This is a genomic window from Nocardioides sp. Z30_9 (assembly GCF_058215735.1).
On sequence record NZ_JBZAJF010000001.1, the window covers coordinates 966,031 to 979,752 of the forward strand.

The following is a 13,722-nucleotide window of genomic DNA, read 5'->3' on the forward strand; positions in this document are numbered from 1 at the left end:
TGGGTACGTCGCCGGTGGTGCGCCGGGAAGTCTGGTCGGCAACAAAGACCCCGACCCCGAAAGAAGACTCACGTGACCACCCCCCAGCCTGACCGCTCCGGCCCCGCGCCGATCAACCGGATCCTGTCCCGCGGTTCGTTCGCCGAGGCCACCCGGATCGCCGAGATCTTGCGCAAGGAGACCGTCGGCGGCGCCCTGCTGCTGGCTGGCACCCTGGTCGCGCTCGTGTGGATCAACTCCCCAGCCGGGGGCTCCTACAACGCGCTGCGCGACTTCACCCTCGGTCCCGCCTCCCTGCACCTGGACCTCTCCCTGGGCACATGGGCCGCAGACGGACTTCTGGCGATCTTCTTCTTCGTCGTGGGCCTCGAGCTCAAACGCGAGTTCGTCGCCGGCGACCTGCGCGACCCTGCCCGGGCAGCGCTACCCATCCTCGCCGCCCTCGGCGGCGTCGTGGTGCCCGCCGCGATCTACCTCCTGATCAACCTGAACACCGGCGGCAACGCCTTGAGCGGGTGGGCCATCCCAACCGCGACCGACATCGCGTTCGCACTGGCCGTCCTGGCGATCATCAGCACCCACCTGCCCACCGGGCTGAGGACCTTCCTGCTAACGCTCGCCGTGGTCGACGACCTGGTCGCGGTCACCATCATCGCCGTCTTCTACACCAGCGACCTCGCCCTGCTCCCCCTTGCCGGCGCCCTGATCCCGCTCGGGCTGTTCGCCCTGGCCGTCCAGCGCCGCATCCGGTCCTGGTGGCTGCTCATCCCCCTCGCAGCAGCCACCTGGGTGCTGGTTCACGAGTCCGGGGTCCACGCCACCGTCGCCGGAGTCCTGCTCGGGTTCACCGTACCCGTCATCCGCTCCGCAGCCGCCGGCGGACCCGAGGCCGGTCCAGGTTTGGCCGAGCACTTCGAGCACCGCATCCGCCCCATCTCCGCCGGCATCGCTGTACCCGTCTTCGCGTTCTTCGCCGCAGGCGTCGAAATCGGCGGCCTCACCGGCCTCACCGAATCCCTGACCGACCCCATCGCACTCGGCATCATCGCCGGCCTGGTGCTCGGCAAACCGATCGGGATCCTCGGCACCGCCTGGCTCACCGCCCGCTTCACCCACGCCAGCCTCGACGACGAACTCAGCTGGATCGACGTCCTCGGCGTCTCCCTGCTCGGCGGCATCGGCTTCACCGTCTCCCTGCTCATCGGCGACCTCGCCTTCGGCGCCGGATCCACCGCCGACGACCACGTCAAGGTCGGCATCCTCACCGGCTCCCTGGCAGCCGGCCTGCTTGCCGCGGTGCTCGTGAAGTCACGCGACCGCGACTACGAACGCATGGCCACAGCCGAAGCGCTCGACTCCGATGCCGACGGCATCCCAGACGTCTACCAGCAGCCAGGCCAACCGAGGCATACGGATACCTGAAGGGCAACCTTCTGCCAGTCGGCGCGCCGCAGTGGTGATCCTGCTCGGCGGAAGACAAACCTTCGGCTGGCGAGCCCGCCCGGGTGGGTCTGCTGCACGGATAGGTGACACCTGACCTGTCACCCGCCCATACAGCGGTCCCGACCGCGCGGTCATGGGCCCCTGGCGGCGTCGACGCTCTCAACAATCACGCTGAACAACTGGGGTCGGCCTCACCTGGCCCCGTCGCTTCCAAAGGTCACCCACACAGACAATCAGGCCCACTGCCGCCATCCACGCGAACTTCGTCGCATTCCAGAAGAACAAGATCACCAGCAGGTTGACCCAGCCCGGGCCTCCGTTCGCGACGATGGTGGCGCAGATGCTCATGGCGTACAGGTAGATGAACAGTGCTACCAGGGCAGCGGGCAGGGCCCACTTGAGCCCGCGGGGGCCGCGGAGCAGGTCGATGGCGATGTTGGTGGGCATGTAAGAACGCAGGTAGCCACGGATAGCTGTGCTGATATTCCAGATCAGAGTCAGCATGGCGTCTCCTTAAGTCGACTCACTCGACGAATACGCTCCACCTGACGAAGGCGCGCCTCCCCTGCCTCGGGTTGTGGCTAACTCCCCGAGGCAGCAGAGCTGTGAACTCGATCCCTACCGGGTCGCCAGTCCCCTCGCTTCCATGGCCAGGACAGGGGCTGACTGCGCCGTTGCCTCGTCAGCGATCGCCCGCGCACGTCGGACTGCCTGCTGGGCACGGACGGCGTCGAGTTTCTGGGCGGCGGTGCGCGGCCCTTCCTCGAACGCGGTGCGTGAGTCAATTAGGTAGCAGTCTCGATATGCAGCGACCGTCCTGACTTCATGGATCCACCGCGTTCGCAGATGTTGACTGGTAGGCGGTTTGCCGAGTCTCCTGAGCCACGGATCATCGTGCTCGATGGCTACCTCCGCCAGAGCCAGCGCCCGCGCTTCGATGAGGCACCCACGCTGCGCGAGTGCCGCGGCCATCTCCTGGCTCATTGGGCCGGCTGCCACCGGGAGCAGACCAGCTATCAGCTTGGCCTCGACTCGACCGGTGCCGCGCTTTGGTCGTCCCGTCTCATGACAAAGACGACTGATCAGCACCGCGCCGACATCCTCGGCGTCGTCCAAAGAGCGGCGCGCAACGAGCCTGGGCAACAGAGAGTCCACGTCGTAATGGTTGGCCTCCGCTCGGCGAAGCTCGGCGCTCAAGGGTCCGAACGAGTCAGAGGCGAGCACTTGCTCGAGCTGCTCCGCCGCCAAGCCGCAGGTCTCCAGGAGCCCGGTCCAGCGGTCGCGCTGTGCGACGGCGGCGATGGTCTCGTACTCGGCTGCGACTTGCGCGATCGATGACCAGCGGTCCTGCTCGGCTTGGATCATCTGGTGGGCCGACATTTCTGCGCCGGAGTGCTGGAGCACCCCGAAGAGGACCGTTTGCGCGTTCACCTCTTCCGGTTCGGGGGCGGCGTGGCTGTCGTCTGGTTTGTCGAGGGCAACGTAGGCAATGTTGGAGTCGCGCCCACGGGTCATCGAGACGTAGAAGTTCTCGCGTGTCGTGCTCCCCGAGGCGACGACGTGGGAGGTGTCGACGGTGATGCCCTGGGCGCGGTGAGCTGTGACGGCGTAGCCGAGATCGACGTGCTCGGCGACATAGGTCGCTGGAAGAGTGACCGCTCCCCCGTTGCCCGGACCCAGCGGTCCGGCGCGCACCGAGCCGTCCCGGTTAACCGCGACAACTCGCCATCGGTCGCCGTTGCGGACCCAGCTGCCACGCAAAGTGTGAAGCCGGCGGTCATTGCTGCGGGTGATGATGATGTCGCCCTCGGATGCCTTTGTGCCGTCAGCCAGGTGCACTTCCCGACCGGCAATCGTGTCGCCGTCGAGGAGTCGCTCGGCGCGAGCCCGATGGTTCAGCTCGATCACTGACTGGGTCGCTTCGGTAACGAGAACGCTCGCCCGTCCGTCGCGGATATCGGAGCGCCACGCGGCGTACGCGGCGTCGATCATTTCAGTGGTGCTCCCCTCCCTGACTCGTTCGTGCTGGATGTACTCACCGATCGCTTCCGGGCGGCCGAAGCGTAGGTCGAGGGAGGCGCTCTTCTCCCACTCGTTGGTGAAGCGGTGGATGTCGGTCAGCTCCGGGGTGTCAGAACGGGCGGAGGCCAGGAGCGCGAACGCGCCGCCCGCTTCGACGGACTGGAGTTGGGCCCAGTCGCCTACGAGCAGCACCTTCGCCCCAGCTCCGGCGGCCAAGGCAGTGAGTCGGTCAAGTGTCAGTGTCCCGGCGAGGGTCGCTTCGTCGATGATCACCAGTTGACCCGCGCGGAAGGTCGCCCGCCCGTGGTCGAACTCGTGGAGCCACTTGGCTGTGTTCTCGCATTCGATGCCGAGGTCGTCGGCGAGCACCTGGGCGGCGGCGGCACTCGGTGCGAGGCCCACAACGCTGCCCTCTCCATGTTCCCGTGCCCACGCGTGGTGCAGTGCGCGCATCGCTGTGGTCTTGCCTGCGCCTGCCGGGCCGACGAGGAGGTCGACCTGACGTCCGGACTCCGCGATCTGGACGAGGGTGGCGGCTTGCTCGCTGCTGAGGAGGCCCCCGCGCTCTTCCAGTCGAGCGACGCGATCGATGACCCGGTAGTCCACGACGGGGGCGCTGGTGTCCGCGGATCTTTGAAGAAGGCGATCCTCGGCCGCCAGGAGTTCCTCCGAGCTGAAGACCACTGAGTGACGCGGCCGGAAGACGGTAGTGCCGTCCACGCACTGGAAGACCTCGGGGCTGAACGCCAGTTCCGGCGGTGTCAGCCTGAGCGATCCTTCCTCGGCTGCCCTGACGATCATGCCAACGACCGCCTCGCGATCCTGAACGGTCGCAAATCGCCACCCCATCGTCTGCCGGCACGCTTCAGCCCACAGGTTCCAGTGCCGCCACGTCGCCCGCTTCTCGCTGACAGCTCCGACGACCGTCGATGCGACGGCGCCGACCACGTCGAGTGGGATGTCGTCGGCACGGAGCGTGGGGCGAGCAGCGCCCCTCGTGACCAGCCGCCGCGTCCACGAGGCCGCGTCCTTGCCAAGGATCTTGTCCGCGCGACCTCGCCACTCGGCAGTCAGGTCAGCCAGCGAACGGATCTGCTTCTCCGGCCGAGTCGTCAGCGTGGCCATGGCACGCAGACGGATCACCTCGGCAGCGGACGGGCGCCGCCCGCGCTGGTCGACGTACGCCGCGATCAAGCGGTCCGTCTCCCCATCGATCTCACGTGATCGGCTGGAGAACTCCTGGATGAGTCCCTCACTCACCGGGGCCAGCTCCCAGGCCGTGTTGTGGTTCTTGCCGCGGTTTCGCTGTTCCCACTCGATTCCGAAGGTTCGGGTGATGCGGTCGGCGAGGACAGCGTTGTAGTGCTCTGAGATCGCAACGACGGCGGCGTGCAGAGGTCGTCCATCCAGGCTTCGCCAATGCCCGTCCTTCACGGTGAGGACCTTGTTGGAAACCACAACGTGGGTGTGGAGCTGCGGGTCCCCCATCCTCGAATCCCAGTGGTCGAAGGCCGTCGCGATGATGCCGACGATGTCGGCTTGCGCGACGGCACCATCACCGGCATCGACACCGCGCCGCGTCGTTGCGACTTCGCGCTCGAGAAAGGCGACCACTTCGTTGACTGCCTGATGGTGGGCATCGAGGATGCCCGCCTGGGTGCCGGCGTCAGCGACGCCCCACAGCGCGGAGACCGACTTCGGGACGCTGAAGGTGAAGTCGTAGCCGGCCACAGCGTGCCTACTGCCGGCTAGGACTTCTTGGGCGTCGATCTGTGCGATCGCCGCGGCTCGCTGCTCGTCAGTCAGGTTGGCGCTCAGGTCCTTGATGCGCGAATCGATCCGGGCTCTGACGGGTGCGTACTCCGGGAAGGCACGGCCAAGCGGATCCCCCGAGACTGGGTCTCGACCTAATCCGAGCAGGAGCGCAAGTTGCTGCTCCGTGACGGGATCATTCCTCCTGATGGCTCCGGCTCCCACGGCATGCAGCCCAGAGCCCAGCCATCGGCCTGGTGGAGTCCCTGCCTCGGTGTAGTACCTCGTGAGCGGAGTCGACGGGCTGCGATGGCCATCACCGACAGCGACGCTCTTGAGCAGGTACTGGTAACCCTTCCCCGCCGACATCACGCGCATCGAGACCGTCACCGCAGCCCACCTCTCTGGCATGAAGGTGTTCCGTACTTACACAGCTCCACTTCCGGCGTGTTCATCCACAGGTGACACCCCACAGAGCCCTCCTCGATCTGCAAGAGGTGTAGGGCAGAGAAGGGATGAGAACTCGATCAGGACGGGCGGACGCCGGGAGGCCTCGAGCACCTACGACATGCAGGCGGCCAGTCGGCAATTGGGAGATGGAAGTGAAGGGTGAGCGACCTTGCGCTCGTGGTCACGCAGTGGCTCAATGAGATGCGACGCAGTCCAGCCGGTCCGTCGGCAGGGCGTCGTCTGCTTCTTTCACGAGGTAACTCGCGGATGAAGGAACGGACTCGGACCATGACGTACGCACGAGGGGCCAGGACACTAGCGACTGCGGTACTGCTGCTGGTCGCGGTCACGTCTTGCGCCGACGATCCCGCTGCGAGCAAGAGCCCGACTCCCAACTCACCGCCCCCGACCCGAACGACCTCAGCGCCGCCCTCTGAATCCCAGATGGTTTCAGCGACAGCGTCGTCACTTCTTCGCCAGTTCTACGCGGTCCGCAACAGATTGCGCCGAGATCCGAGGCAACCCCTGCGTCTCCTCGCGACCGTAGCGACCAGCACTGAATTGTCCGCCCAGACGAACCTCGTCAGAAAAGAGCGGAAGCAAGGGCTGCGTCAAACGGGCGAGTCCAAGGTCGCCCAGCTGGTCGTCCAGTCGGTCAACCTTGACAACTCGGACCCCGATGTCGGCAAGGTTCCAACTGTCCAGATCGACCTCTGCTTCGATGTCAGCGACGTCGATGTGATCGATGGCAATGGCAAGTCGGTGGTCGCCCCTGACCGACCCGACACCGGCTGGATCCGGTATTTGGTGGCCAACTACGAATGGGACTCCGATCCCGAAGGCGCCTGGCGCGTCGCATCAAGCCAGGATCTCGAGCGACCGCCATGCGCAGCCTCGTAACCCGCCTACTCGTCACCTCGCTCGCTGCGGCGGGACTCTTCGCCCATGCCCAGCTGCCCGCTTACGCGGCCCCCCAGTGCCAAGTCACTGATCCAGAGACCGGCGTCTGCCTGATCATGGTTGAGGTTCGCGACCGGGACGATCGCGACAAGCCTGATGCCGTAGCACCCAAGGAAACCGGAGCAGGCGCCTCTTGCTACTGGGACGGCTCAGATCAGGGAATCTCCAAGCCACCCCCAGGCCCAGTGCCGTGCACGAGTGGCGCTGGCTACTGGTCGAACAACTACGGCTGCTACATCGGTGCGGTCAATCCGCAGCCCCCGGCAGGCGATCCGAGCTGGCAGGGACATGAGCCCGGAGACGGCGCCGTCTACAACTGCTATCAACCCCAGACAGATCTGCTGATCGCGATCTGGTCCGCGGACACGCCACCCAACTCCGGCTCCGGACCGAGCCCACGCGAGGTAGCGCAGCTCGCGATCGACCAGATGGACCTGCAAGCGATCAACGTGGGCATCACACCCGAGCCGGGCAACGGCAGCATCGGCATTGTCGGGATGCCCGTGTGGATGTGGGCTGCTAACCCCGACAGCCACACCGTTGGGCCCATCACGGCGTCAGCCTCAGCTGGCGGGATCACTGCGACCGCAACCGCTCGCCTGGACAGGCTCACCTGGGACATGGGCGACGGCACATCGGTCACCTGTCACGGGGCTGGTACCCCGTACAAGGCGTCGTACGGCAACCAGAAGTCGCCCGACTGCGGGCACGTTTACCAGAACTCCAGCTCGAAGAGGTCCGGTGGCCAGTTCAGGGTCACGGCGACGTCGGACTGGGTGATCACGTGGCAGGGAGCAGGGCAGGCCGGGACGATCCGGTTGAACGGCTTGGCGCGTTCGGTCCAGATCTCGGTTGGAGAAGCGCAGGTGCTGGTGCAGTAGCAGCGGAGAGGCAGAGGGTATGAGTACTACAGCCACTCGAGACGACAGGACGCTCCATCAGGAGTCAGGTCCCGCCGCCAGCCAGCTAGCGCCTCCACCGAGGCTGCGGCGACGCCCTGCCCTGGTTGCGGGAGCCATCGCGGCCATCTGCATTGGAGCATTACTCGCCGCCTGGGCGTGGACAGCGACGACCAATACTCAAGAGGTTCTGGTCGCTCGCGACAGTATCGAACGTGGATCCGTCATCGAAGCCGGAGACCTCGCGCGGGTCAGGGTCAGTGCTGACCCTGCCTTGAAGCCGGTGCGAGCAGGTGAGTTCGATCGCGTTGTCGGTCAACGAGCCGCGCTCGACATCGCCGAGGGCGGGATGCTGACCACCGGCTCTCTCGCCCCGGCGGTGATTCCGGTGGAAGGAGAATCCGTGGTGGGGGTCGCCTTGACACCGGCTCAGGCTCCGGGCCTGGCGCTCCAAAGCGGTGACCATGTTCGGGTCGTTGTGACACCGGCCCAGGGCGAAGTGCTCCCCGCCGGTGCTCCTCTGGTCAATGACGCGGAGGTCCTGGGGGTCCGCGTGGACGACGAGTCCGGTCTGAATGTGGTCGACCTGCTGGTCCCGCGCGCTGACGCGGCTGTCCTGGCCACGAGGGTCGCGACGGGGAACATCGCCATCGTGTTGGACTCGCGGGAGCGCTGACATGGCTGTCATCGCGATCACCTCCGCCTCTGGATCACCCGGTGTCACGACAGCTGCGCTTGGGATGGCCCTGTTGTGGCCGCGCCCGGTCCTGCTCGTCGAGGCCGATCCCACCGGTGGCTCGGCATTGTTGGCCGGCTACTTCCGAGGGACCACGGAGTACGCCGCCGGCATGATCGAGCTGGCGCTGGCCCCAGCCGACATCGGCGATGCCCTGGCAGAGGTCGCCCGTCCTATTCCGGGGACTCAGGTTTCTTACGTGGCCGGAACGCGGTCGCACAGCCAAGCCGGTGCTCTCAGAGACCTGTGGCCCGCGTTGGCTGAAGCGCTCGCGGACCTGGAGTCGACAGGACAGGATGTGATCGTCGACGTCGGGAGACTTGGACTCGTCGGATCACCCGAACCGTTGCTCGACGCTGCGGATCTTGCGCTACTGGTTGGCCGGACGAACCTGCCGGCGCTCTCGGCCTTGCGCTCGTGGGCGGAGTCAATGCAGCGTCCCGCTTTGGACTGGCATCAGGCCGGCATGCTGCTGGTCGGTGAGGGGCAGCCCTATAGCGCTGGCGAGGTCTCGAGGGTCGTCAGCCTGCCCGTCATCGCCTCGGTGGCCGATGATCCGGAGTCTGCGGCGGTGTTCTCCCGAGGGGCCACACCGCATCGGAAGTTCAAGACAGGCGCTCTGACTCGGAGCCTCACCGCCGCGATCGCGGCTATTCACTCGACGATCGGGCGACGCCGCACCGAGCTTCTCGAAGGGGCCCAGTCATGACGACCGAGCGCAGTGACGACCTCGACGTGAGACTGGCCGGGCTACCTCTGTTCAAGCAGCCGCTACCAACCAATGGAACTGATCATGCGCCAGGTCACTTTCGCGCGCTCCCGCATCTGCCCACAGCTGCCGGCCACCGCGTCAGCAGCGAGGTCGACTGGGCGGTGGTCGCTGCAGTGCGTTCGCAAGCCTCCGAGCAGCTCAGTCAGGCCGTGGCAGCCGATCGGGGAAGGCTCGACAAGGCGGACCAGGAGGAGCTCGGCCGTGCCATCGTGCTGGACCTCATTGAGTCGACCGTTGCCGATCGGGTGAACGCCGGCGGCGGCACGCTCTCTGCGACCGAGCAGGACGGCCTGGCGCGGGCCGTGTTCGACTCCCTGTTTCGCCTGGGCAGGCTCCAGCCGCTCGTCGACGACGACCGGGTGGAGAACATCATCATCACCGGGCACGACAACGTCCTGCTCGAGCTCATCGACGGGTCGCTGGTCGAGGGACCCGAGGTGGCCGACTCCGACGAGGAGTTGATCGACTTCCTCGTCTTCCTGGCCTCACGTAGCGAGGTCAACGCGCGCAGCTTCTCCGAGGCGCAGCCGCGCCTTCACCTGCGTCTTGACGGAGGCTCTCGCCTCGCGGCGGCAGCGTGGGTGACTCCACGGCCGTCCGTCGTGATCCGGCGCCATCGGCTGATGGAGGTAACCCTCGATGACCTCCTCGCGCGGCAGATGCTCACGCCGGTGGCCGCCTCGTTCCTCGCTGCGGCGGTCCGAGCACGGAAGAGCATCGTCGTCTCTGGCAGCCAAGGTGCAGGTAAGACAACGCTCGTGCGGGCGTTGTGCGCTGAGATCGGCCCGCTGGAGGCGATCGGCACCTTCGAGACCGAGTACGAGCTGCACCTTCACGAGCTGCGTGACCGGCATCGAATCGTGCATCCGTGGGAGGCACGCCCCGGCTCTGGTGAACGCGGCGCGGACGGCCGACAAGCCGGCGAGTTCACCCTCGATGAGGCGCTGGTCGACTCCTTCCGGTTCAACCTCTCGCGCCAGATCGTCGGTGAGGTCCGCGGCAAGGAGATCTGGGCAATGATCAAGGCCATGGAGTCCGGCACTGGCTCCCTCTCCACGACACATGCTTCCGATGCTGTGGCGGCTCTGCAGAAGTTGGTCACCTGCGCGATGGAGGCCGGCCCGCACATCACCCACGCCCTGGCCACCAGCAAGCTCGCCTCGACAATCGACCTGATCGTGCACCTCGAGATGCGCGCCGTGAACGACGACGGCACCTTGACGCGTCAACGCCGGGTCGCCGAGATCATCGCGCTGGATCCCGGCGAGAGGGAGACGGGGTACGCCACCACCCACATTTTCGCGCCCGACCTCGACGGCACCGCCGTCCCGGCGGTGCTGCCTGATCAGTACCGGGCACTCGCTGCCCACGGCTTCGACCTGGCTGGGTATCTCGCGCAGCAGGAGGTGCGGTCGTGATCGTTCTTGTCCCCGCGCTGGGCGGCGCCTTCCTCGTCGGCGGCGTGCTGGCACTCATCGCGGGCTTGCGCCCCTCCCCCGCCCGTCCCCGTCGAAGGCGACCGCCGCTCCTGCGGTCAATGACCACGCGGACCAGGCTGCTCCTCTTCGCGGGCGCTACTGGCGGAGTCCTCACCTTGCTCCTTACCGGTTGGGTCCTTGCCCTGGTTGTCGTTCCGCTCGCCTTCGTCGGGCTGCCGATACTCCTGTCCTCAGGATCAGCCGCTGCCCGCATCGAGCGTCTCGAAGCGATGGAGGAATGGACCCGCTCACTGTCCGGCGTACTGACCGTGGGTGTGGGGTTGGAGCAAGCGCTCGTCGCGACCCTGCGTTCGACGCCGGGGGCCATCGCTCCGGAGGTGACTCGACTCGTCGCCCGTCTCCGCGCCCGCTGGGTCACTGAGGACGCGCTGCGGGCCTTCGCCGATGAGGTCGATGATGCGACCGGGGATCTCGTCGCAGCCAACCTGATCCTCGGCGCCCGACGTCGGGGAGCCGGCCTGGCGAGCGTGCTCGAAGGGCTCGCCGAGTCAGTAGCCGCCGACGTCCGCGCCAGGCGTGAGGTCGAAGCCGACCGCGCCAAGCCCCGCGCCACGGCCCGATGGGTGACGCTGATCAGCGTCGGCGTACTCGTGGTGCTCGCCATCTCAGGGACCTACGTGGAGCCGTACAAGAGCCCCCTGGGGCAGGTGATCCTGGTAGCGCTGCTCGCGGCGTACGTCGCGACCCTCGTCTGGATGAAGCACATGGCCATCGGCCGCGACCTCCCCCGGTTTCTCTCGACAGCCCCGCGCGCTGCCCAGGGCGGTGCCGCGTGACCACCGGACTTCAGCTCGCCCTAACCAGCGGAGCCTTGCTCGGGCTCGGACTGGTCCTGCTCGTTGCACGCCTCATGCCCGCCGAGCCCGACCTTGCCGAGTCGCTGCGCCGACTCACGCCCGCCCGGGGAGGCGCGAACGCCGTCGGCCCAGTGATGAACGCCCGAGGGAAGGAGCGAATCGGCGTGTGGGCCATCAGAGCACTGCCTCCGGCGCTGTGGGTGCGGACACCCACCCGCGAGCTGGCGCTGCTGCGCATCCCCCTCGCACGCTTCTACGGCGACAAGATCGTGTTCGCGTTCATGGGCCTACTGATCGCACCGCTGCTGGCGTACTTCTTCGACCTGATCGGTCTCGGACTTCCGGTGGCTGTGCCCGCCGCAGCCTCGCTGGGGCTGGCAGGGGTGATGTTCTTCCTGCCGAACTACAACGCGGTCGACGACGCCAAGAAGGCGCGGCTCGAGTTCTCTCGTGCGTTGGGTGCCTACATCGACCTGGTCGCGCTGGAACGCAACAACGGTTCTGGTGTGCGTCAAGCGATGGAGTCCGCAGCCGAGGTCGGCGACTCCTGGGTTTTCACCCGGCTCAGCGAGGAGCTCACCCGCTCGCGGTGGTCAGGCCAACCACCCTGGGACGCCCTGCACGCCCTTGCCGAAGAACTTGGCCTGTCTGAGCTGGACGACTTCGCCGACATCATGCGTCTGTCCGGAGAGGAGGGGGCCAGGGTCTACACCAACCTCCGAGCCCGGTCAGCAGCCATGCGGACAGCCATGCTCAACGACGAGATCGCGGAAGCAAACGCCGTCGGCGAACGCATGACCATCCCCGGCTCACTGCTGGGCGTCATCTTCATGGCACTGCTCGTCGCCCCGTCGCTGCTGCGGATGTTCAGCAACACCTGACAACCATTCCCCCACGGAAGGCCAACGAAGGAAGGAACAACACCATGAATCAAATACTCACGATGCTTGTCGCGGTCAGGATCGCAGTCCGGCTCCGCGGCCGCGACGAGCGCGGCTCCGTCACCACCGAGCATGTGCTCTGGGCGGTGGCGGTCATCGGCATCGTCGCCATCGTCGTGGCAGCGGTGAAGGCATATGTCACCAGTCAAGCCGGCAACATCAACTGACCGGCGGACCGATGAGCGCGGCTCGGCCTCGGTCGAGCTCGTGATCCTCCTGCCCGCCCTGTTCGCGGTGATGTTCCTCGGAATGCAGGCCGCGCTCTTCTATCACGCCCGCACCGTGGCGATCGCCGCCGCACAGGAGGGCGCGCGCGCCGCGGGAGCCGAGAACGGCCACAGCTCCGATGGCATCAGTGCGGCGCGACTGTTCATCTCTGAGGCCGGGGGCGACGACGTACTCGCTGGCACCACAACGACGGCCAACCGAACATCGACGACAGTCACGGTGACCGTCACGGGGCGCAGTCTCAGCGTCATCCCCGGCTGGGATCCGGTGATCAAACAGTCTGCGTCCCTGCCCGTAGAGAGACTCACCGCACCATGAGGAAGTGGCTACCTCACGTCCGCGACGACACAGGGTCGGCCGCCATCGAGGCCGCCGTCGGGTTGCCCACCTTCATGCTCTTCGTCGGACTCATCATTTTCGGCGGACGCACCGCCACCAGCCACCAGGCCGTCGAGTCTGCCGCGACGGATGCTGCCCGCTCTGCCTCGATCGCCCGCACGAGCCCCGAGGCACAGAAGGATGCCAAGAGCGCCGCGCAAGCCAGTCTCTCGAACCAGCAGATCCGCTGCCTGAGCATCAAGGTCAGCGTCGACACCTCGGAGTTCCGCAAGGGGGTTGGCGATCCTGGAGAGATCGCTGCAACCGTTCAGTGCCGCCTCGACCTGTCCGACCTGTCCGTTCCGGGCGTCCCAGGCAATCGCGTCATCGAGGCGACCATGACCAGCCCGCTCGACACCTGGAGGGAGCGGGGATGAACAACCGCGTCCGCGACGAGCAGGGATCGATCAGCATCTGGCTGGTCACCTCCAGCTTCGTGATGATGATGCTCGTCGGCCTGGCCGTCGACCTTGGTGGACAAGTGCACGCCAAGCAACGGGCCCACAACGTCGCGGCCCAGGCAGCCCGGGCCGGTGGCCAGCAAGTGCAAGCGGCGCCGGCCATCGAGGGTCACTTCCTCGCCGTCGACACAGTTGCCGCCAGGAGGGCAGCTGCGCAGTACCTCGCAGCTGCCCACGTGACCGGGACCGTGCGGATCACTGGTGGCGACACGATCACGGTCCACGTCACCGACACCTACAACCCTGAGTTCCTGAGTGTCATCGGCATCGATGACCTGCCAGTCACTGGCGAGGCCTCTGCGCGCCTGATCCGCAGCCTGGGAGGAACCGAGCGATGAGCCAACCCCAACGATTCAGGCAACGACTCCAGGGGCTTGGGGCCGC

General features: G+C 66.6%; 14 protein-coding genes. 12 read left to right on the plus strand and 2 right to left on the minus strand.

The genetic code is table 11. The annotated features are described in order from the left end of the window. Nucleotides 1–72 precede the first annotated feature (72 nt). Nucleotides 73–1,422, plus strand: a complete 1,350-nt coding sequence (gene nhaA, locus AC4BGB_RS04805) for a Na+/H+ antiporter NhaA (protein WP_490545204.1) — start codon at nucleotides 73–75, stop codon at nucleotides 1,420–1,422. A gap of 180 nt (nucleotides 1,423–1,602) precedes the next feature. Here nhaA and AC4BGB_RS04810 read toward each other — a convergent pair whose 3' ends face one another. Together AC4BGB_RS04810 and mobF are read right to left on the minus strand one after the other, a co-directional pair. Next, nucleotides 1,603–1,947 (minus strand): hypothetical protein, encoded by a 345-nt coding sequence (locus AC4BGB_RS04810; protein WP_490545206.1) that lies wholly within the window; start codon nucleotides 1,945–1,947, stop codon nucleotides 1,603–1,605. Nucleotides 1,948–2,061: 114 nt separating this feature from the next. Next, nucleotides 2,062–5,607 carry a MobF family relaxase gene (gene mobF / locus AC4BGB_RS04815; RefSeq protein ID WP_490545208.1) on the minus strand — a complete coding sequence of 1,182 codons (3,546 nt, stop codon included), beginning with the start codon at nucleotides 5,605–5,607 and terminating at the stop codon, nucleotides 2,062–2,064. A gap of 621 nt (nucleotides 5,608–6,228) precedes the next feature. On the opposite strand from mobF, the gene AC4BGB_RS04820 reads away from it, so the two are divergent. The 11 genes from AC4BGB_RS04820 (at nucleotide 6,229) to AC4BGB_RS04870 (ending at nucleotide 13,676) form a co-directional block, all read left to right on the plus strand. Next, the gene (locus AC4BGB_RS04820; protein ID WP_490545210.1) at nucleotides 6,229–6,567 is read left to right on the plus strand and encodes a hypothetical protein; all 339 of its coding nucleotides are present in this window, start codon (nucleotides 6,229–6,231) and stop codon (nucleotides 6,565–6,567) included. Then, nucleotides 6,552–7,508: a hypothetical protein gene (locus AC4BGB_RS04825; protein WP_490545212.1), complete on the plus strand. Its 957-nt coding sequence runs from the start codon at nucleotides 6,552–6,554 to the stop codon at nucleotides 7,506–7,508. Before AC4BGB_RS04820 ends, AC4BGB_RS04825 begins: the two co-directional genes overlap by 16 nt. A 19-nt stretch (nucleotides 7,509–7,527) precedes the next feature. Beyond that, nucleotides 7,528–8,202: an SAF domain-containing protein gene (locus AC4BGB_RS04830; protein ID WP_490545213.1), complete on the plus strand. Its 675-nt coding sequence runs from the start codon at nucleotides 7,528–7,530 to the stop codon at nucleotides 8,200–8,202. Between the two features lies 1 nt (nucleotide 8,203). Further along, complete coding sequence (locus AC4BGB_RS04835) at nucleotides 8,204–8,971, plus strand: CpaE/TadZ family protein (protein ID WP_490545215.1); 768 nt, start codon at nucleotides 8,204–8,206, stop codon at nucleotides 8,969–8,971. Further along, complete coding sequence (locus tag AC4BGB_RS04840; RefSeq protein WP_490545216.1) at nucleotides 8,968–10,452, plus strand: TadA family conjugal transfer-associated ATPase; 1,485 nt, start codon at nucleotides 8,968–8,970, stop codon at nucleotides 10,450–10,452. The genes AC4BGB_RS04835 and AC4BGB_RS04840 overlap by 4 nt, the downstream gene beginning before the upstream one ends. 290 nt (nucleotides 10,453–10,742) lie before the next feature. Further along, nucleotides 10,743–11,309 (plus strand): type II secretion system F family protein, encoded by a 567-nt coding sequence (locus AC4BGB_RS04845; RefSeq protein WP_490545218.1) that lies wholly within the window; start codon nucleotides 10,743–10,745, stop codon nucleotides 11,307–11,309. A gap of 185 nt (nucleotides 11,310–11,494) precedes the next feature. Further along, nucleotides 11,495–12,211, plus strand: a complete 717-nt coding sequence (locus AC4BGB_RS04850; RefSeq protein ID WP_490545220.1) for a type II secretion system F family protein — start codon at nucleotides 11,495–11,497, stop codon at nucleotides 12,209–12,211. Nucleotides 12,212–12,255: 44 nt separating this feature from the next. Then, nucleotides 12,256–12,438, plus strand: coding sequence for a hypothetical protein (locus tag AC4BGB_RS04855; protein WP_490545222.1), 183 nt, complete (start codon nucleotides 12,256–12,258; stop codon nucleotides 12,436–12,438). Continuing rightward, on the plus strand, nucleotides 12,407–12,817 hold the full coding sequence (locus AC4BGB_RS04860; protein ID WP_490545224.1) for a TadE family protein: 411 nt from the start codon (nucleotides 12,407–12,409) through the stop codon (nucleotides 12,815–12,817). Before AC4BGB_RS04855 ends, AC4BGB_RS04860 begins: the two co-directional genes overlap by 32 nt. Then, the gene (locus AC4BGB_RS04865; protein WP_490545226.1) at nucleotides 12,814–13,254 is read left to right on the plus strand and encodes a TadE/TadG family type IV pilus assembly protein; all 441 of its coding nucleotides are present in this window, start codon (nucleotides 12,814–12,816) and stop codon (nucleotides 13,252–13,254) included. Before AC4BGB_RS04860 ends, AC4BGB_RS04865 begins: the two co-directional genes overlap by 4 nt. Further along, nucleotides 13,251–13,676 carry a pilus assembly protein TadG-related protein gene (locus tag AC4BGB_RS04870; RefSeq protein ID WP_490545228.1) on the plus strand — a complete coding sequence of 142 codons (426 nt, stop codon included), beginning with the start codon at nucleotides 13,251–13,253 and terminating at the stop codon, nucleotides 13,674–13,676. Before AC4BGB_RS04865 ends, AC4BGB_RS04870 begins: the two co-directional genes overlap by 4 nt. Nucleotides 13,677–13,722 lie beyond the last annotated feature (46 nt).

What these genes read in the sequence shown, in the direction of transcription:
- AC4BGB_RS04810 (WP_490545206.1), bottom strand. Translation starts at nt 1,947, where the DNA reads ATGCTGACTCTGATCTGGAATATCAGCACAGCTATCCGTGGCTACCTG.
- AC4BGB_RS04825 (WP_490545212.1), top strand. Translation starts at nt 6,552, where the DNA reads ATGCGCAGCCTCGTAACCCGCCTACTCGTCACCTCGCTCGCTGCGGCG.
- AC4BGB_RS04830 (WP_490545213.1), top strand. Translation starts at nt 7,528, where the DNA reads ATGAGTACTACAGCCACTCGAGACGACAGGACGCTCCATCAGGAGTCA.
- AC4BGB_RS04835 (WP_490545215.1), top strand. Translation starts at nt 8,204, where the DNA reads ATGGCTGTCATCGCGATCACCTCCGCCTCTGGATCACCCGGTGTCACG.
- AC4BGB_RS04840 (WP_490545216.1), top strand. Translation starts at nt 8,968, where the DNA reads ATGACGACCGAGCGCAGTGACGACCTCGACGTGAGACTGGCCGGGCTA.
- AC4BGB_RS04845 (WP_490545218.1), top strand. Translation starts at nt 10,743, where the DNA reads ATGGAGGAATGGACCCGCTCACTGTCCGGCGTACTGACCGTGGGTGTG.
- AC4BGB_RS04855 (WP_490545222.1), top strand. Translation starts at nt 12,256, where the DNA reads ATGAATCAAATACTCACGATGCTTGTCGCGGTCAGGATCGCAGTCCGG.
- AC4BGB_RS04860 (WP_490545224.1), top strand. Translation starts at nt 12,407, where the DNA reads ATGTCACCAGTCAAGCCGGCAACATCAACTGACCGGCGGACCGATGAG.
- AC4BGB_RS04865 (WP_490545226.1), top strand. Translation starts at nt 12,814, where the DNA reads ATGAGGAAGTGGCTACCTCACGTCCGCGACGACACAGGGTCGGCCGCC.
- AC4BGB_RS04870 (WP_490545228.1), top strand. Translation starts at nt 13,251, where the DNA reads ATGAACAACCGCGTCCGCGACGAGCAGGGATCGATCAGCATCTGGCTG.